General features: G+C 37.7%; 16 protein-coding genes. 10 read left to right on the forward strand and 6 right to left on the reverse strand.

What is annotated here, in order from left to right; all coding sequences use genetic code 11:
- Positions 1–62: 62 nt before the first annotated feature.
- The 5 genes from ACZZZC_RS01900 (at position 63) to ACZZZC_RS01920 (ending at position 4,561) form a co-directional block, all read left to right on the forward strand.
- The gene (locus ACZZZC_RS01900) at positions 63–365 is read left to right on the forward strand and encodes a DUF2752 domain-containing protein (RefSeq protein WP_463486454.1); all 303 of its coding nucleotides are present in this window, start codon (positions 63–65) and stop codon (positions 363–365) included.
- Between the two features lie 5 nt (positions 366–370).
- Positions 371–748: a TM2 domain-containing protein gene (locus ACZZZC_RS01905; RefSeq protein ID WP_463484571.1), complete on the forward strand. Its 378-nt coding sequence runs from the start codon at positions 371–373 to the stop codon at positions 746–748.
- Positions 749–1,085: 337 nt separating this feature from the next.
- Positions 1,086–2,183: a Nif3-like dinuclear metal center hexameric protein gene (locus tag ACZZZC_RS01910; protein WP_463486455.1), complete on the forward strand. Its 1,098-nt coding sequence runs from the start codon at positions 1,086–1,088 to the stop codon at positions 2,181–2,183.
- A complete protein-coding gene (locus ACZZZC_RS01915) occupies positions 2,183–2,926 on the forward strand; it encodes a zinc ribbon domain-containing protein (protein WP_056850571.1) in 744 nt (247 codons plus the stop codon). Before ACZZZC_RS01910 ends, ACZZZC_RS01915 begins: the two co-directional genes overlap by 1 nt.
- Before the next feature lie 150 nt (positions 2,927–3,076).
- Entirely contained in the window at positions 3,077–4,561 is a 1,485-nt protein-coding gene (locus ACZZZC_RS01920) for a tetratricopeptide repeat protein (RefSeq protein WP_463486456.1), read from the forward strand.
- On the opposite strand, the gene ACZZZC_RS01925 is transcribed toward ACZZZC_RS01920, so the two are convergent.
- The 4 genes from ACZZZC_RS01925 to rsfS form a co-directional block, all read right to left on the reverse strand.
- Positions 4,558–5,637, reverse strand: coding sequence for a 3-oxoacyl-ACP synthase III family protein (locus tag ACZZZC_RS01925; RefSeq protein ID WP_463484574.1), 1,080 nt, complete (start codon positions 5,635–5,637; stop codon positions 4,558–4,560). The two genes, ACZZZC_RS01920 and ACZZZC_RS01925, sit on opposite strands and share 4 nt — an antisense overlap.
- Before the next feature lie 71 nt (positions 5,638–5,708).
- Positions 5,709–6,353 carry a LutC/YkgG family protein gene (locus tag ACZZZC_RS01930; RefSeq protein ID WP_463486457.1) on the reverse strand — a complete coding sequence of 215 codons (645 nt, stop codon included), beginning with the start codon at positions 6,351–6,353 and terminating at the stop codon, positions 5,709–5,711.
- A gap of 157 nt (positions 6,354–6,510) precedes the next feature.
- On the reverse strand, positions 6,511–8,616 hold the full coding sequence (ftsH, locus tag ACZZZC_RS01935) for an ATP-dependent zinc metalloprotease FtsH (RefSeq protein ID WP_056850567.1): 2,106 nt from the start codon (positions 8,614–8,616) through the stop codon (positions 6,511–6,513).
- Between the two features lie 27 nt (positions 8,617–8,643).
- Positions 8,644–9,018: a ribosome silencing factor gene (gene rsfS, locus ACZZZC_RS01940; protein WP_056850566.1), complete on the reverse strand. Its 375-nt coding sequence runs from the start codon at positions 9,016–9,018 to the stop codon at positions 8,644–8,646.
- A gap of 44 nt (positions 9,019–9,062) precedes the next feature.
- Between rsfS and ACZZZC_RS01945 the strand changes: the two genes are divergently transcribed.
- The 4 genes from ACZZZC_RS01945 to pfkA all read left to right on the forward strand — a co-directional run bounded on the left by ACZZZC_RS01945 (position 9,063) and on the right by pfkA (position 13,118).
- Positions 9,063–9,839: a biotin--[acetyl-CoA-carboxylase] ligase gene (locus ACZZZC_RS01945; protein WP_463484575.1), complete on the forward strand. Its 777-nt coding sequence runs from the start codon at positions 9,063–9,065 to the stop codon at positions 9,837–9,839.
- Between the two features lie 7 nt (positions 9,840–9,846).
- On the forward strand, positions 9,847–10,296 hold the full coding sequence (locus ACZZZC_RS01950; RefSeq protein WP_463484576.1) for a protein-disulfide reductase DsbD domain-containing protein: 450 nt from the start codon (positions 9,847–9,849) through the stop codon (positions 10,294–10,296).
- A 142-nt stretch (positions 10,297–10,438) separates the two neighbouring features.
- Positions 10,439–12,130: a protein-disulfide reductase DsbD family protein gene (locus ACZZZC_RS01955; RefSeq protein WP_463486458.1), complete on the forward strand. Its 1,692-nt coding sequence runs from the start codon at positions 10,439–10,441 to the stop codon at positions 12,128–12,130.
- 4 nt (positions 12,131–12,134) lie between these two features.
- A complete protein-coding gene (gene pfkA, locus ACZZZC_RS01960) occupies positions 12,135–13,118 on the forward strand; it encodes a 6-phosphofructokinase (RefSeq protein ID WP_463484578.1) in 984 nt (327 codons plus the stop codon).
- Between the two features lie 81 nt (positions 13,119–13,199).
- On the opposite strand, the gene ACZZZC_RS01965 is transcribed toward pfkA, so the two are convergent.
- Positions 13,200–13,523 (reverse strand): heavy metal-binding domain-containing protein, encoded by a 324-nt coding sequence (locus ACZZZC_RS01965; RefSeq protein ID WP_265797167.1) that lies wholly within the window; start codon positions 13,521–13,523, stop codon positions 13,200–13,202.
- Positions 13,524–13,779: 256 nt separating this feature from the next.
- Between ACZZZC_RS01965 and ACZZZC_RS01970 the strand changes: the two genes are divergently transcribed.
- Positions 13,780–16,857: a VIT domain-containing protein gene (locus ACZZZC_RS01970; RefSeq protein WP_463484579.1), complete on the forward strand. Its 3,078-nt coding sequence runs from the start codon at positions 13,780–13,782 to the stop codon at positions 16,855–16,857.
- 194 nt (positions 16,858–17,051) lie between these two features.
- On the opposite strand, the gene ACZZZC_RS01975 is transcribed toward ACZZZC_RS01970, so the two are convergent.
- On the reverse strand, positions 17,052–17,570 hold the full coding sequence (locus ACZZZC_RS01975; RefSeq protein WP_463484580.1) for a 5' nucleotidase, NT5C type: 519 nt from the start codon (positions 17,568–17,570) through the stop codon (positions 17,052–17,054).
- Positions 17,571–17,682: the final 112 nt, after the last annotated feature.

Consider the following 17,682-nt stretch of genomic DNA (forward strand, 5'->3'; position numbering starts at 1 on the left):
ATAAACGGCTATCCCTGTAACAAAGCACGGCTCAAATCCTCTAAAATATATAAATTGAAAGCATGAAACACATTAAAAACTTTCCACTGGAACTTGTGTTCTGGCTGACAGCTTTAGTGTTATTGGCAACAGCTAATGGTCATGAGCATCACTTTACACTTTGTCCGCTGGCAAATTTAGGCTACGAAGGTTGGTGTCCGGGATGCGGTTTAGGAAGGTCGATAAGCCATATTTTTCATGGCGAGTTTACCGAAAGCTTTTCCCAGCATTGGTTTGGCTTTCCAGCGCTTTTGATTATACTTTATAGAGTTTACACATTAATAAAAAATAGAAATAAATTTAAAATTCAAACAACAAATACATAGAAACCATGGATATATATCAATCACCTTTAATGTCGTTACCAGGTATAACGCCAGAAGAATATGCTTACTTACAACAAGCAACAACAGGTTTAAACGAGCAGCAATTACGTAACTTCTTAATGATTTATGGTAGCCGCAGAAAACAACCATCAGAAATTTTATTACTAGCCTTAATCGGTTTCCTTGGCTTCGCCGGAATACACAGGTTTGTAATTGGCCAGATTGGAATGGGTATTTTATACTTTTTCACCGGCGGGTTATGTATGATCGGAACCATAGTCGACGTGATCAATCATAAAAGTCTTGCTTTTGAATACAACCAGAAAGCGGTTTTTGAAAGTTTGCAAATGGTAAGAATGGGTGGTGGATTTCAGCAAGCATAATTGAACTTACGAAGTTTAATGGAGCTTAAGCATTAGGAGAACTTCGTAAGTTTTAAAAACAGATCTTTTTAAAATCAAGGACAGAATCATTTTTAAATGTTCGTCCCGTTCCAAAAGGAACTCCTGTGGAACGATACCCTACAAGTCCGCACCCGAAGAAAATCGGGTTTGCGGGCTTTTTGTTTCTATCGGGTTTAGAAGGGAAAGATTTATACGTTTTTTCCACTATACAACTCCCCTCCTTATTTTCAAGGAGGGTTGGTGGTGGTTTCTAATAAAAGTGGTTTTTATGATAATTCTCCTCAGACAAAAACCTCAAAATATATATCTTTATACCATGAGATTATCAGAATTAACAAATTATCTGGAAAACATTGCGCCATTGAATTATCAGGAAGACTATGACAATTCCGGTTTAATTGTTGGCGATCCGAAAATGGAAATCAGGGCGGCGTTGGTTGCTTTAGATTGTATTGAATCAGTTGTTGATGAAGCCATTTCTACTGGCTGTAACCTCATTATCACGCATCACCCCATTGTTTTTAAAGGATTAAAAAAACTCAATGGTAAAAACTATGTAGAACGCGTAGTGCTGAAAGCCATAAAAAACAACATCGCTTTGTACGCCATACATACTAATCTGGATAGTGTTCATACTGGCGTAAATGCCAAAATCTGCGAAAGGTTGGGTTTAACGGGTACAAAAGTATTGGTTCCAAAACCAGGCTTATTGAAAAAGCTGGTTACTTATTGTCCTCAGGCGCAAGCAGAGCAGTTACGTTCGGCTTTGTTTTATGCTGGCGCAGGCAATATTGGCAACTATAGCGAGTGTAGTTTCAATGCTGAAGGTTTTGGTACTTTTAAAGGCAATGAAGATTCTGATCCTTTTGTTGGTGAAAAAGGTGTTCGGCATAGAGAATCTGAAGTACGGATTGAAATGGTTTATCCTACCCAGGCAGAACGGAAAATTTTAGTGGCCTTGTTCGAAAACCATCCTTATGAAGAAGTAGCTTATGATATTTATAAATTGGAAAATAAGCATCAACTGGTTGGATCGGGCATGATGGGCTGGCTGGAATATGATATGGATGCTTATGATTTTTTACACCTGGTAAAAGATAGAATGCAGGCCAAGGTGGTAAGGCATACGGGCGTGATTGCAAAAAGGATAAAAAAAGTAGCCGTTTGTGGAGGTTCTGGTAGTTTTTTATTGAAAGATGCAATTGCCGCAGGAGCAGATGCTTTTATTACCGCAGATTTTAAGTATCACGAGTTTTTCGATGCGGAAGAAAAAATCATCATTGCCGACATCGGACACTTTGAAACTGAACAATTTACATCTAATTTATTGCTTGAAATTATTCAGAAAAAATTTACTAACTTTGCAATCCGTTTAACGGAGCAAAATACAAACCCCATAAATTACTTGTTTTAATGGAACAAACCGTAGAACAAAAGCTAAAGGCTTTATACGAATTACAAAATATCCACACCAAAATTGATAAAATTCGCCAGGTACGTGGTGAGTTACCAATGGAAGTTGCCGATTTAGAAGACGATGTTTTAGGATTAGAAACTAGAATTTCAAAAATTAAAGGTGAACTTGATGATCTTGAGGATTCGATCGTAAACCGTAAAAATACAATCAAAGATGCTCAGGCAGCAATCAAAAGATACGATACTCAATTAAAAGAAGTTAAAAACAACCGTGAATACGATGCTTTAACTAAAGAAATTGAGATTCAGGGATTAGACATTCAGGTTTCTGAAAAGAAAATTAAAGAGCATGGTTTCGAAATCACTTCTAAAACCGAAATCTATGAAGCTGCTAAAGCTGAATTAGAAGGTAGAAAGAAAGATTTAGATATTAAAAAAGGCGAGTTAGATGTAATTACTGCTGAAACTGAAAAGGAAGAGCAAGATTTGCAAAAGAAAGCTGATAAAGCAGAGCCAACTATTGATGAGAGATTATTGATCGCTTATAAACGTTTGCGCAAAAACGCTATTAACGGTTTAGCTGTTGTAACTATCGATCGTGATTCTTGTTCAGGTTGTTTTAACCAGATTCCACCTCAACGTCAATTAGATATTCGTCAGCGAAAAAAAATTATCGTTTGCGAGCACTGTGGTCGTATTTTGGTTGATGAGGCTTTAACTCACGAAGTGGCAGAAGCTTAATTCTTCTTCAAAAAAATTTTAAGAACGTCTTGATGAAAATCAGGACGTTTTTTGTTTCTACACAAAACAAGAATGATATTTATGCGTTAACTTAAATATTTGTTTTCAATTGAAATTCCTTTGCTGTGCAATAAAACAAGACTATCCCAAATGATTAAATTTTTGCGCTTACTTACCCTATCAACTTTACTGGTTTTTCCACTTTCGCTCTTCGCCAATTTTGATTTTAATGCGAATTGCTTAAATGCCTACAAAAGTATATTTGAACTTAAGCTGGGCAATGCAAGAGCTTATATCTCTACAGAAAAAAAGCAACATCCAAATAATTCCATCATTCCCCTTTTGGAAAACTATATTGATTATTTTACCATTTTAACATCCGAAAGCAAAGCAGATTTCGATCGTTTAAAAGGAAATAAATCATCACGGTTGGATCAGATAAGTGATGATGATAAAAACTCTCCGTACTATTTATACGCACAGGCTGAAATCAATTTACAATGGGCTTTAATTCGCGGTCGCTTTGGGGAGTATTTCAACGCCGCCATGGAAATTAAAAAGGCCAATGGATTGCTTCAGGATAATAGCAAAAAGTTCCCCAACTTCCACCTGAACATGAAAGGTTTAGGCTTAATTAATGCTGTTCTGGGAAATCTTCCCGATGGCGCACTCAAAAGTACTTTATCGACTTTTGGAATAAAAGGAAATCTTCAAACCGGCTTAAATATGTTCGAAAAGCTTGCTGATAATTTGCCAAAGTCATCTTATGAACCGTTTTATGAAGAAGTGGTTTTTTACTATGCTTATGTATTAACTGATGTTGCCCATAGCAGTTCGGCCTATTCAAAGACAATGAAATATACGGATCGGATAGCGGATACAAGCCTATTAAAAAGCTATTTACGAAGCTATGTTTGCATCAAAAACGCACACAATGATGAAGCGATTGCCATTCTCGCAAAAAAACCGGAGGGCTCGCTTTACCAACCCTTTCCCTATTTGGATTATTTAGAAGGTTTAGCACACTTAAATAAGCTAGATCTATCTGCAGCTACCTATTTCAATCGCTTTTTAAGCAGCAATAAGGGCGTAAATTATATTAAAGATACCTATTTACATTTGGGCTGGATTGCGTTATTAAAAGGTGACAAAAATGGTTACTCCGCGTTTGTGACTAAAGCTATTAACAATGGTTACACCTATAATGAGAAAGATAAGCAAGCAAAAAATGAAGCGTCATCTCCACAACCGCCCATCGATTTGTTAAAAGCAAGGTTGTTATTTGATGGTGGCTACTTAGCCAGGGCATTACAAATTTTAGGCGACAAAAAAACTGCGGATTTTTCTTCAGAGAAGGATAAAACAGAATTTAATTACCGTTTGGGAAGAATTTATGATGATTTAGGAAAAGATGAAGATGCCTTAAATGCTTATCAGGCCACAATCAACCTGGGTAAAAATTCAAAATATTATTTTGCTGCAAATGCTGCTTTGCAAATGGGCAAAGTTTATGAAAAACGTAAGAATAACTCGAAAGCAAAAGAGGCTTTCAATAATGCCATTTCCATGAAAAACCATGAATATGAAAGCAGTATTGAAAGCCAGGCTAAAGCGGGTTTGAAAAGACTTAATTAGAAACGGTAAACAAAGGCGTTGATGTGCATTCCAGCGCCAACTGAAGCAAAAACGGCCACATCACCAGGCTTAACTTTGTAACCTTTCACTTGCTCTTTCAATACCAGATCTAACAAAGTTGGTACTGTTGCAACCGAACTATTACCCAGCCAGGAGATCGTCATCGGTACCAGATTTTCTGGAACAGTATCTTTACCGTAGAGCTTAAATAATCGTTTCATAATTGCCGTATCCATTTTACCATTAGCCTGGTGAACAAAAACGATATTAACATCTTCTACACTTAGTTCGGCCTTATCGAGTGCTTTTTTAATTACCTGAGGCACTTGTACCACGGCAAACTCATAGAGCTTACGCCCATTCATTTTAAGGTAATAGTTGCCACTGGTTTCTTCAGGGTGTGAACCTTTACCCATAATGAGTAAATTTCCATAATTTACCGCATGGGTTTCAGTTTTGTGGGCTAAAATCCCTTTCTGCTCCGACTCTTCTTCTTTTGCCTCATAAATTACTGCACCTGCTCCATCAGAAAATATCATGCTATCACGATCATGCGGATCAATAATTCGGCTTAAGGTTTCGGCTCCAATCACCATCACCCTTTTAGCATCACCACTCTTAATGTAGTAATCTGCCTGGATTGAACCCTGAACCCAGCCTGGACAACCAAAAATAATGTCATAAGCCACGCAATCGGGATTTAAAATGCCCAACTGCTGCTTAACTTTTGCGGCCAGTGAAGGTAAAATATCTGTACGATTACTTCCCAAGGGGATGTCTCCAAAATTATGACAGAAGATGATATAATCTAACGTTTCTTTATCAATACCAGCATCTTCGATTGCTTTTTCAGCTGCTTTGGCGCCAATATGGTTACTCAATTGTTCCGGACAAGCATACCGTCTTTCTACAATTTCGGTTATTTCAGAAAACTTGTGTATAATTTCGGAATTCTCCTTTTCTAGTCGATTCCCATTCTCAAAAAATGTTGAATTTAGGAATTCGTTACCAGATATAATATTTTCAGGAATATAACTTCCAGTGCCGGCGATAACCGTATTTATTACTTTGCTCATAATTATAATACCGCATACTAAAACGGTATGTAGTATAAAAATATGGTTAATAAATAAGAAATAGAAATTTTTTAACTAAAATCGTCAATTAGAAACACAAACAATTCCTTCGGCCCATGCGCACCTAGTACCAGTGTTTTCTCAATATCCGCCGTTCTGCTTGGTCCGGTAATGTTGCTGATCATCGATGGAATTTGATTTCCGTATTTGTTTTTAAGCAACTGAAAGGCATCTTTCAAATCTAAAACCAGCTGACTCGTTCTGGCAATTACGATGTGGTGATGCGGGAAAATACTTAACCTTCTGCCGGCTGCACTTTGGTTGGTAACCATTACGCTTCCGTTTCTGGCAACCACTGCTTCGCACAAGGTGATGCCCACTTCAGCTTGTTCAAAATCTTTATCTGTTTGGTAAAAAGGAAATTCGTATTTAGCCAGAAACTCCTGAAGTTCAGGTTCCCAGCAGTAAATTTTGCGCCATTTAAACTTATCTGCCAATTGAAGCATGTTTTCAAAAAAATCGATGCCATCTTCACAAAAGATAAAATTTCCGGAAATAGCCGTCAACTGCTCGGCAAATAGTACCTCAAGTTCTTGCGTATTTTTTTTGTAAAGAGGACTTTCCTCCGCATTAGGATATGGATTTTCTCGCTTCTCTAAAAGCGCTTTCCTTATCTTTTTTAGTATTTGTTCTTTAGCGGTGGTGTTATCCTTCATTTTTTTGTACTTGCTTTTGTTAAGATGCGAAACAAGTTCGGTGTCTTGTATTTGATTTGTTAATCAATGTATCTAAACAAATGAAACCCTGAACTTTTAAGGTTCAAGGTTTCAAACTTATGTATAATTGTGTTTATATGCAATGGAGCATATCTATTTACTCTTTCTCAGAAGAGGGATTTAAACCAGATACTTCTTTGTTAATATCTGTATCGCTAACGCCATCGTGAAGCAATCCTTCTGCTGCCGGAGTTTGATCGCCCGTTCCATTTACGAATTCATCGTATGTAGTTCTGGTATCAAAAGGACGTTTGCCTAAAATTTCCTCTAAATCTGCCTGGAATAAAATTTCTTTTTCCAATAATTTTTGAGCTAATTTTTCTAAACCATCTTGTTTATCTAACAACAGTTGTTTGGTTTTGATGTACACATCGCCAATCAGTTTACGAACTTCAACATCAATTAATTCAGATGTTTTTTCAGAATATGGCTTGTTAAAATTGTATTCGTTCTGCGGATCATGAAAAGAAACATTACCTACCGCTTCGTTCATACCATAAATACTCACCATGGCATAAGAAAGTTTGGTAATTCGCTCCAAATCATTCTGGGCACCGGTCGAAATTTTACCGAAAGTAATGTCTTCAGCTACACGTCCGCCCATCGTCATACACATTCCGTCGATTAACTGCTCCGTTGTATATAAAAACTGTTCTTTTGGTAAGTATTGGGCATAACCCAAGGCTGCAACACCACGTGGAACAATAGAAACTTTAACCAATGGATCTGCGTGTTCCAAAAACCAACCTGCAATAGCGTGACCAGCTTCATGATAAGCAACGATTCGTTTTTCTTCTGGCGAAATGATTTTGTTTTTCTTTTCTAAACCACCAATTACACGGTCAATTGCATCCTGGAAATCTTGCATATCAACCTGCTCTTTGTTTCTACGTGCTGCGATTAATGCTGCTTCGTTACAAACATTGGCAATTTCTGCACCTGCAAAGCCTGGGGTTTGAGCAGATAGTTTTTTCGCATCAACTTCCTGAGCTGTTTTAATAGGTTTTAAGTGAACATTAAAAATATGCTCACGGCCTACTAAATCTGGTTTATCAATAGAAATTTGTCTATCGAAACGACCGGGACGTAATAAAGCAGAATCCAACACATCAGGACGGTTTGTTGCCGCTAAAATGATAATGCCTGAATCTGTTCCGAAACCATCCATTTCTACCAATAATTGGTTTAATGTGTTTTCACGCTCATCGTTTCCACCCATTACGCTGTTCTTTCCACGAGCACGACCAATTGCATCCACCTCATCAATAAAGATGATACATGGCGCTTTATCTTTTGCTTGCTTAAACAAATCCCTCACACGTGATGCACCTACCCCTACAAACATCTCCACAAAATCAGAACCTGATAAAGAGAAGAATGGAACTTGTGCTTCACCAGCAACAGCTTTAGCCAACAAAGTTTTACCCGTACCTGGCGAACCTACAAGCAATGCACCTTTTGGAATTTTACCTCCAAGGTTGGTATATTTTTTAGGGTTTTTAAGGAAATCTACAATCTCCATTACCTCTTGTTTTGCTTCTTCTAAGCCCGCAACATCATTAAACGTAATGTTAACCTGACTTTCTTTATCAAAAAGTGTTGCTTTTGATTTACCGATGCTGAAAATTTGACCGCCACCTGCGCCACCACCGCCCATTCTGCGCATCATAAAAATCCAGAAACCGATTAATAAAAGCAATGGCAAACCAATGTTCACTAACAAACCTAAGAATGGATTACTACGGCTATCTTTTTCAGCCAAAATTCTGGGTTGATCAGCAGGAAGGTTTTTTTGCGACTCTGCCAACTGCTTATCCAAGCCATCCATTGTACCAGCATTAAAGTATACAATTGGGCCACTATTGGCAGTAGAAAACTTGCTTGTGCTTTTATATTTCTCGTATTCTGGTTTATCTAAAGCAGATTTTTTAATATAAACCTCCACTTTAACTAAATCTTCGCTTTTATAAGCGACCAATTTTTCAACGTCTCCAGTCAAAAGCATTTTGCTTTCGAATTCTGGATAATCAACTTTCTTACCGCCATCTCCAGAGAATAAAACCTGAGCAGCTATGATAGCAACAATAATTGCAGCATAAACCCAGAAAATATTAAACTTTGGTCCTTTTTGCGGTTTTTTCGGGATATTAGGAATTCTCTTTCCCGGTTTTTTGTTTTCGTTTGTATTTTGATTATCGTTCATTTGTCTTGTTCAAAATGGTTCTAGAGGTTATGCGCTTTTGTAATTTGTACTCTCAGCATCTCCCCACAATTCTTCTATGCCATAAAAATGGCGTTTTTCAGTTTTAAAAATGTGCACAACCACATCAAAATAATCAAGAATAATCCAATCTGCCGATTCGAAACCTTCCTTATGTCTTGGGTCGGTTTGAGTCGCTTTATAGATTTCTTTTTCTACACTATCGGCAATTGCTTTCACCTGAGTACTGGAATTTGCACTCGTTATTATAAAATAATCTGCTACAGATGTATGAATATTTTTTAGATCTAACCGCACTATATCTTCTCCTTTTTTCTCTTGAATGCCATGAACGGCCAACTCAGAAAGGTATGTAGAAAGGGCTACTATTTTCTTTTTTACCATTAAAATGCTTTAATTTTGGAATTACAATATTATAAATTCAACCCTTGCAAAATAACACTTTTTCGACACTATTTGTTGGTCAAAATTTAATCAAATTAAAAGAGGTTGATTCTACGAATAACTTTTTGAAAGAACTGGTGTCAAAATCCGAGCCATTACCCGAAGGAACTGTAATTATGGCAGATAATCAATTCGCTGGTAGAGGGCAACAGAATAGCGTTTGGCAAACGCAGGTGGGTAAAAACATCAGTTTGAGTATCTATCTTAAACCCTCATTCTTGCCTCTCGATAAACAGTTTTATCTCAATATGGCGGTTAGTTTGGCCATTAGTGAAACTTTATCATATTTTATCGCAAGCGGAATAAGTATTAAATGGCCAAATGATATGTACTATTTAGATAAGAAACTAGGTGGCGTTTTAATAGAAAACTCACTGACAGGTACAATCATAAAATCATCCGTTATTGGCATTGGTTTAAATATCAATCAAACAGATTTTCCTAATGAGATAGTGCATCGTGCCACCTCTGTCATTCAGATTTTACAAAAAGAGTTTCAGCTGGAAGTAATTATCGAGAAATTATTCGTCTTTATGGAGAAATACTACCTAGTTTTGAAATCAGGAAAATTTGAAAGCCTTAAAAGTCAATACCTCAAAAAGTTATACGCCATAAATAAACTGGCATATTATAAAGAAGATGGACGGGTTTTTGAAGGTGAGATTATAGGAGTTGAAGATGAGGGGCGATTAATGATGAAGATAGGTAATCATCAAAAATCTTTTAACTTTAAACAAATTGAATTTACACACACAAAATAAACACACAATGAAAAAAATCACTCTGGCGTTATCAATGGTATTGTTTACTGTTGTTGCGGCATTTGCTCAAATCGAAAAGCCAGTTACCTGGTCTTATGCAGCAAAAAAAGTTAGTAAAACTGAAGCTGTTTTATATTTAAAAGCAACAATTGATGATAGATGGCACATTTACTCTCAAAATGTTAAAGACGGAGGTCCGGTAAAAACAACTTTTGCCTTCTCACCCTCGAAAGATTTTTCATTAGTGGGTAAAACTGCTGAGCCAAAAGCCATTACGAAATACGAAGACACATTTAAAATGAATGTAAGTTACTTTGAAAAATCGGTAATCTTCACGCAAAAAGTTAAATTGAATAAAGCCGCAACAACTGTAAAAGGTAAAGTAGAGTTTATGGTTTGTAACGATAGACAATGCTTGCCGCCGGAAGAAGTTGAGTTTAGTATCCCGGTTAAATAATTGATATTAAAAGTATTACCTAGCAGTCCCGAATTTTTCGGGACTGTTTCTTTTTAAAGTAAAATCTGAGGTCCATTCGGCATTAGCAGGATGTCTTTATGAAATTATTCTTAATTTCACGCCTCAAACACAAAACACACAAATGAAAAAGGTTTTTTTATTTTTATTAATAGCATTAACGTTTCTGGCGTTACCTGCTGTTAAAAGTTACGCTGCTGTAACACAAGATACTACGAGCACTGCTCCACCCGACGATATCGTTTTTACAGAGGTAGGCTCTGCAAAAGATAGCGCAGCAAATAAAATTGTTGCGGATACCGTTAAAAAAGATAAACCAGTTAGCCAAAATAACGTCGAGAAGCCTTCATCTTCAACTGATGGAGCCGAGAAATTAACCCTTTGGCAAACCTTTATTAAAGGTCTTTTCGGTGGCTTTCTAGCTTTTTTAATGCCCTGCATCTTCCCAATGGTACCACTAACAATTAGTTATTTTACTAAAAAGGCGGGCAGTAGAAAAAAAGGCATCGGGCAGGCCATTATCTATGGAATTTCGATCATTGTTATTTATGTGGTATTTGGCTTACTCATTACCGTTCTTTTCGGTTCAAGTAAGCTAAATGAATTAAGCAGTAGTGGCTGGTTCAATTTTGCTTTCTTTATTTTACTGGTTGTATTCGCCATTTCTTTCTTTGGCGCTTTCGAAATTACCTTGCCTAGTTCTTTTGTAAACAAGATCGATCAGAAAGCAGATACCAGTAAAGGTTTAGGAGGCATATTTTTTATGGCGGCGTCTTTAGCTTTAGTTTCATTTTCGTGTACAGGGCCAATAATTGGAACCTTGTTGGTAGAAGCGAGTTCAAAAGGTAATGTGCTTGGTCCGGCAGTAGGCATGTTCGGTTTCGCCCTTGCCCTGGCTCTGCCTTTTACTTTATCTGCTATTTTTCCGGGCTTTTTAAACAGCATGCCTAAATCTGGCGGATGGTTGAACAGCGTAAAAGTATGTTTAGGCTTTCTTGAATTGGCTTTAGCACTTAAATTTTTATCAGCTGCAGATTTGGTATGGCATTGGGAATGGTTCGACAGAGAAGTTTTTCTTTGCCTTTGGATTGTGATTTTCGTGTTGATGGGAATATATCTTTTAGGGAAAATCAAATTTTCACATGACAGTGATTTACCTTATGTTTCTGTACCTAGGTTGTTTTTAGCTATTCTTTCCTTTTCATTTGCAGTATATATTTTACCTGGATTATGGGGTGCTCCGGTAAGCACATTAAGCGGTTTAGCCCCGCCAATGAATACTCAGGATTTTGTTTTAGGAGGAAATGTTCAAGCTTCAACGCCGCCTACAGGTTTTCCTGCCAAAGTGAAATACGCTGAGAAATTACACCCACCCCGTGGCTTTAATGCGTTTTTCGACTTAAATGAAGGACTTGCTTATGCTAAAGAAGTTAAAAAACCTTTATTAATTGATTTTACTGGCCATGCTTGTGTAAACTGCAGGAGAATGGAAGATCAGGTATGGATTGATCCGGAAGTTGGCCGATTGATTAGAGAAGAATTTGTTCTTATTCAGCTTTATGTTGATGAGCGATCAATAGAAGTGCCAGCTAATCAGGTGCATTATTCAGAAATCCTTCGTAAACAAACTAAAGATTTAGGCGCCTGGAATGCAGATTTTCAGGCAACTACCTACAACTCCAATTCTCAGCCATTTTATGTATTGGCTGGTCATGATTTGAAAACCCTTGTGGCACCTCAAGGCGCAATATTCGATGCAAAAGAATATGCGCTATATTTGCAGAGTGCCTTGGATATTTTCAATGGAAAGAAATAATTAAATGAAAAAGATAAAGAACATTGGCGTTTTAACCTCTGGCGGAGATTCGCCAGGCATGAACGCTGCCATTAGGGCCGTAGTTAGGGCCTCAATTTATTATGATATTCAAGTAACTGGCTTCATCCGTGGCTACGAAGGTTTAATTAACAATGATTTCATCGCCATGGAGCGGAAATCTGTTGCGAACATCATTCAGCGTGGCGGAACGATTTTAAAAACCGCCAGAAGTGAGGCTTTTAGAACCAAAGAAGGCCGACAGATTGCCTACAATAATTTAAAAGAAAAAAATATAGATGCCCTGATTGTGATTGGTGGAGATGGAACCTTTACGGGAGCAAATATTTTTGCACAGGAGTTCGATTTTCCGATCATTGGCCTGCCAGGAACAATAGATAACGATCTTGCTGGTACCGATTTTACCATTGGTTATGATTCTGCGATTAACACCGTTATTGATGCGGTTGACAAAATTAGAGACACTGCAGAATCTCACGACAGACTTTTTATTGTTGAAGTAATGGGCCGCGATTCTGGTCTGATTGCTTTGCGAAGCGGTATTGGTGTAGGTGCTGAAGCGATAATGATACCTGAAGCGAACATGAACGCTGATGACATTTTACATAAATTAGAGCATAGCAGAAAAGATAAGGCATCGAAAATTATCATTGTTGCAGAAGGCGATGATACCGGAGGCGCATTTAAAGTAGGTGAAATTCTGCAGGAAAAATACCCGCATTATGATACCAAAGTTTCTGTTTTAGGGCACATTCAACGTGGCGGAAAACCCACCTGTATGGATCGCGTATTGGCGAGTCAGTTGGGGGTTGCTGCGGTAGAAGGTTTAATTAATGGTGAAAACCGCGTAATGGCCGGTCAGGTTAACCGGGAAATTACCTTTACCCCTTTCGATCATGCCATTAAGCACATCGATGCAGAAAAAGTAAGCTCTAAATGGCTAAAATTGATTGATATTTTATCTTTCTAAAGATTTTGAATAAAATAGAAAAGTCTTTCCCGCACCGGAAAGACTTTCTTTTTTTGCTTAGTTTTCGCCTTAAGCAATATTTTAATCCTCTAAAATAACTGCGGTACCATTAGCGCTAACCATCAGCATGCTACCGCCGCTACCCACCGTTTCATAATCCAAATCAATTCCAACTATTGCATTTGCCCCTAAAGCAGCTGCATATTGCTGCATTTCATTTAAAGCAGTATCTTTTCCTTCTCTCAAAACACGTTCGTAAGAGCTCGATCTGCCACCTACAATATCTGTTATCCCGGCAAATAAATCTTTAAAAATATTTGCACCGATAATGGTCTCTCCAGTAACCAGACCAACATATTTTACAATTTTTCTGCCCTCAACCGAAGGCGTTGTGGTTAATAACATAGTTTCAGTTTTTATAATTAGAAGCAAATTTTATTTAATTGTTACATTTTTCTGGAAAAGCATCGCCTGTATCCTTTTGGTTGCTGCAGTCCCGCTTTCACTTCAATCTTTTAATTGAAAAATTAAAAGTATTTATGCTCAATCTGGTTTATTTCCAGCGGGTTTCTGCTCCTATTTTCGGAGCGCCGGCCTGGGGTCGAAAAAATAAATTTATGTAATAGCGAAATATTCTGCATCACTATTAAAAATCAAAGTCATGCAAATATCTAAACAACTACTCATCGTCCCTCTATTCTTCATTGCCATTTTTGTAAAAGCACAAATGCCTGTTTTAAAGGTTCAGCAATCCAATAGCGATGCTGAAAAATCGGCGGTAAAAATGAGCAAACTTAATATCGATGTCCAGATTACGGGAAACATTGCCACCACGGTAATGACAATGACTTTCCATAATAATACCAACAGAATATTAGAGGGAGAACTTACTTTTCCAATGCCTGAAGGCATTACGGTGAGCCGCTACGCATTAGATATTAATGGCAAAATGCGTGAAGCTGTTCCGGTTGAAAAAGCAAAGGCAACGGAGGTTTTCGAGAGTATTGAGCGGAGACGTGTAGATCCTGGTTTGTTAGAGAAAGTAGAAGGAAATAACTTCCGTACCAGAATTTACCCATTGCCAGCTAACGGAAGTAGAACAATCATCGTAGGTTATGAGGAAGAGCTGAGTTTTAACAAAGGAGCCTCACTCAAATATCATCTACCTCTCGATTATAATGAAAAGATTGAAGATTTTTCTCTTAAAACCACAGTTTTTGAAAGTGTGCTCAAACCAGAATTAAGCGAACAGCCAGATGGCAATTTCGACATGCAGGCAAATGGCAATACTTATGTTGGCGAAATTAAAAAAACAAACTATCTACCTAAAAACGGCTTAACCATTAACCTTCCAAAACGAAATGATTTGCCTGAAGTGCAAATGCAAAAAGCTTCAAATGGATATTATTTCTTGGTGAACGTTTTTCCAAAAATTGAAAGCAGGCCGAGGAAATGGGCAAATCAAATTGGTTTGATTTGGGATGTTTCTTTGAGCGGATTACAGCGGGATACTAAAAAAGAGATTGAGCTTTTAGGTTTAATCATCGCCCAAAAACAAAATTTGACAGTTCAATTGGGCTTGCTGAATAACGAATTTAAAAAGGAAGGCTCATATGTAATTGTGGATGGTAACTGGTCTGCCTTAAAGGCAAAACTCGAAAGCCTGGTTTATGATGGCGGCACAAACTTCAGCGCAGTAAACTCGAGATTGCTTCCTGCTGAGGAATATCTTCTTTTCACCGACGGCTTATCAACTTTCGGGAAAAATACTGTTGCATTAAATAAACCTGTTCATGGTATCAATAGTGCTTTGAAAGCAGACTACAGCACTTTAAAATACATTAGTTTAAAAACCGGCGGGCAATTTATTAATCTGAATGCAACAACTGTAACAGATGCATTTAAACAATTAGGTCAGGAAAATCTGCAGTTTTTAGGAATTAAAAACGCAACGGATATTCGTCAAACCTATCCATCAATGCATGTAAATGTAAACGGGCATTTATCTGTAGCCGGAATTTTGAACGGTTTGAATACCGAATTTGTATTGCAATTTGGCTATGGAAATACAGTGGTAGCAGAGCAAGCAGTTCGTTTAAATGCAACTGAACACGCCCTGAGCAGCATAGATGTTAGCAGGGTTTGGGCACAAAAGAAAATTGCCGAAATGGATATTCAGTACGATGCAAACAAAGAAGATATCGGGTTATTAAGCAAACAGTTTGGTATTGTAACACGAAACACCAGCTTAATTGTGTTGGAAAATTTAGATGATTATTTGCGTTATGATATTGCACCCCCAGCAGAATTGCGTCAGGCTTACGATGCCGTTTTAAAACAACGTAGAATGGATATTCAGGAACGTAAAACAAATTTGTTAAACGCTGCGGTAGTGATGACAAAAGATTTAAAGGCCTGGTGGAATACCGATTTCTATTACAAAGAACCGGCAAAACAAAAGGAGCAATATCCAACACCAGAAAACAGAATAGTTCGAGGTGCGCCAGCTCCACCTGTAGTTGTTGCTACTCAAGTTGGAGATGCACAGAGATCGAGACCACAAGCTACTCAAGCAGCGCCACCAAGAGTTGATGCGGTAAGAATGCCGCCGCCTCCGGTTGTAGCACAGCGGGAAGCAAAGGCAGATGATCGTCAGGCTTTACAAGAAATAATGGTTGTTGGTAATGCGGCACAAGCTAAGCGAATGGAAACGGCGAGTGCAACCACAATAGTCAGATCTCAGACAACTGCAAGCTCCTCTTTACAAGGCCGGGTTGCTGGGGTAAATGTAACGAACAGTACAAGTAGGGTTGTAGAAACACAGCCTGCAATCGTTATCCCAGAATTTAAAAGTGATAAAGATTACATGAAAAAATTGATTGGCAAACCAGATAGCGCTTATCAATCTTATTTGAAAATGCGCCCAGATTACATCACTACACCTATGTTTTATTTCGATGTGGCCAATTGGTTTTACCAGCAAAAAGACAGCGTTAGGGCTTTAACAATTTTAAGCAGCATTGCCGATCTGGATCTGGAAAATGCTGATTTATATAAAACCCTTGCCTACAAATTGAAGCAAACCGGCAATTATCAGGAAGAAATTTTTATTACCAGTAAGGTTTTGCAATGGCGCCCGATGGATGCACAAAGTTACCGCGATTACGCATTGGCTTTGGCGGATGCTGGTCAATATCAGATGGCTTTGGATAATTTGTACAAAGTTTTAACGCAAAGTTATAATTCACAAATAGCCGATCGCGACCAGGGCATTGAAGAAATAATCATTTCGGAAATCAATAACCTAATCAGCAAACACGGAGATAAATTAAATATTAGAAAAATAGACAAGCGTTTAATTTCGGCGTTGCCAGTTGATGTTCGTGTCGTATTAAATTGGAATAAAAATGATACCGATATAGATTTGTGGTTAACAGATCCGACTGGAGAAAAGGGTTATTACGGAAACAACCGGACAAAAATTGGCGGCAGAATTAGTAACGATTTTACATCAGGATATGGCCCAGAGCAGTTTATGATCAAAAAGGCTATAAAAGGGAAATATAAAATAGAAGTGAATTATTATGGCGATAGGCAGATCAACATCAGCGGACCTACAACCGTAACCGCGGAGATTTACACCCGTTATGCCACAGGCAAGCAGCAAAGAAAAGTAATTGTGCTACCAATGGCCGCCGATAATCGAAATGGCAACCTTGTTGGGGAGTTTAATTTTTAAAATAGCATTACGGTAGAATTGACCATATAAGGCATTTAAGATTTCATATAAGCTCAATTGTCTTATGTTTTCTTAAATTTCTTATATGGTTTTTTGGGCTTTCTTCATTCGAACGCAGTGGAGAAATCTTTAAAAAGAGTGGAGAAAGATCTCTCCGCTTCGCTGTGCTTTGGTAGTGATGACGGTTTAACTTATTAAAGTAATAAGCCCGCAACTTCTTCCCAGGTATTTACGCGTTCGTATTCAGTAACTAATAAATTATGTGGCGAAGTAAATAACAACGGCCTACCAGGAAAATTCACAAAGTTTTTAATCCTATCGTCAATCATAATATCGGTACTCACAATTTTTTGTCCACAAAAAATAATGTGTTGCCAGTCAATGAAAGGGAAATGTTCTGTTAGCCAATCGTATTTATCTTTTAAGCAATTTGGAAATTCCATTGCGGCAGAAACAATAAATACATCGTACTTTTCTTGCAACGCTTTAAGTACCCTTTGGCTATCTGGAATAACTTCCAGGTCGCGGAAAAAACCAGGTTCGTTGATGTATTCAAACCATTTTCGTTCCACGTCTTTCGGCACATGGTGATAAATTTCATTGCCGGCATCAATTTTCAAATCCAATGGAACATTATAATCGCGGTTGTAAAGCTGAATAAATTTCTTAATCGGATCGGCAATTACCTCATCCATATCAATGGCTATTTTCATAAAGGTAAAGATAAATGAACAAGGATGAAGGAGCAAGGATAAAAGATCAAATCCTATTTTTAAGCCACCTATTATCTTCAAGACTTTACTCCTTGTTCATTAATCCTTTTTC

This window comes from Pedobacter sp. AC212, from assembly GCF_979258625.1.

Excerpts from the sequence above, each read along its gene's own strand:
- ACZZZC_RS01955 (WP_463486458.1), top strand. The coding sequence starts at position 10,439 with ATGAAAAAGGTTTTTTTATTTTTATTAATAGCATTAACGTTTCTGGCG.
- pfkA (WP_463484578.1), top strand. The coding sequence starts at position 12,135 with ATGAAAAAGATAAAGAACATTGGCGTTTTAACCTCTGGCGGAGATTCG.
- ftsH (WP_056850567.1), bottom strand. The coding sequence starts at position 8,616 with ATGAACGATAATCAAAATACAAACGAAAACAAAAAACCGGGAAAGAGA.
- ACZZZC_RS01970 (WP_463484579.1), top strand. The coding sequence starts at position 13,780 with ATGCAAATATCTAAACAACTACTCATCGTCCCTCTATTCTTCATTGCC.
- ACZZZC_RS01965 (WP_265797167.1), bottom strand. The coding sequence starts at position 13,523 with ATGTTATTAACCACAACGCCTTCGGTTGAGGGCAGAAAAATTGTAAAA.
- ACZZZC_RS01920 (WP_463486456.1), top strand. The coding sequence starts at position 3,077 with ATGATTAAATTTTTGCGCTTACTTACCCTATCAACTTTACTGGTTTTT.
- ACZZZC_RS01900 (WP_463486454.1), top strand. The coding sequence starts at position 63 with ATGAAACACATTAAAAACTTTCCACTGGAACTTGTGTTCTGGCTGACA.
- ACZZZC_RS01910 (WP_463486455.1), top strand. The coding sequence starts at position 1,086 with ATGAGATTATCAGAATTAACAAATTATCTGGAAAACATTGCGCCATTG.
- ACZZZC_RS01950 (WP_463484576.1), top strand. The coding sequence starts at position 9,847 with ATGAAAAAAATCACTCTGGCGTTATCAATGGTATTGTTTACTGTTGTT.
- ACZZZC_RS01925 (WP_463484574.1), bottom strand. The coding sequence starts at position 5,637 with ATGAGCAAAGTAATAAATACGGTTATCGCCGGCACTGGAAGTTATATT.
- ACZZZC_RS01905 (WP_463484571.1), top strand. The coding sequence starts at position 371 with ATGGATATATATCAATCACCTTTAATGTCGTTACCAGGTATAACGCCA.
- rsfS (WP_056850566.1), bottom strand. The coding sequence starts at position 9,018 with ATGGTAAAAAAGAAAATAGTAGCCCTTTCTACATACCTTTCTGAGTTG.
- ACZZZC_RS01975 (WP_463484580.1), bottom strand. The coding sequence starts at position 17,570 with ATGAAAATAGCCATTGATATGGATGAGGTAATTGCCGATCCGATTAAG.
- ACZZZC_RS01930 (WP_463486457.1), bottom strand. The coding sequence starts at position 6,353 with ATGAAGGATAACACCACCGCTAAAGAACAAATACTAAAAAAGATAAGG.
- ACZZZC_RS01915 (WP_056850571.1), top strand. The coding sequence starts at position 2,183 with ATGGAACAAACCGTAGAACAAAAGCTAAAGGCTTTATACGAATTACAA.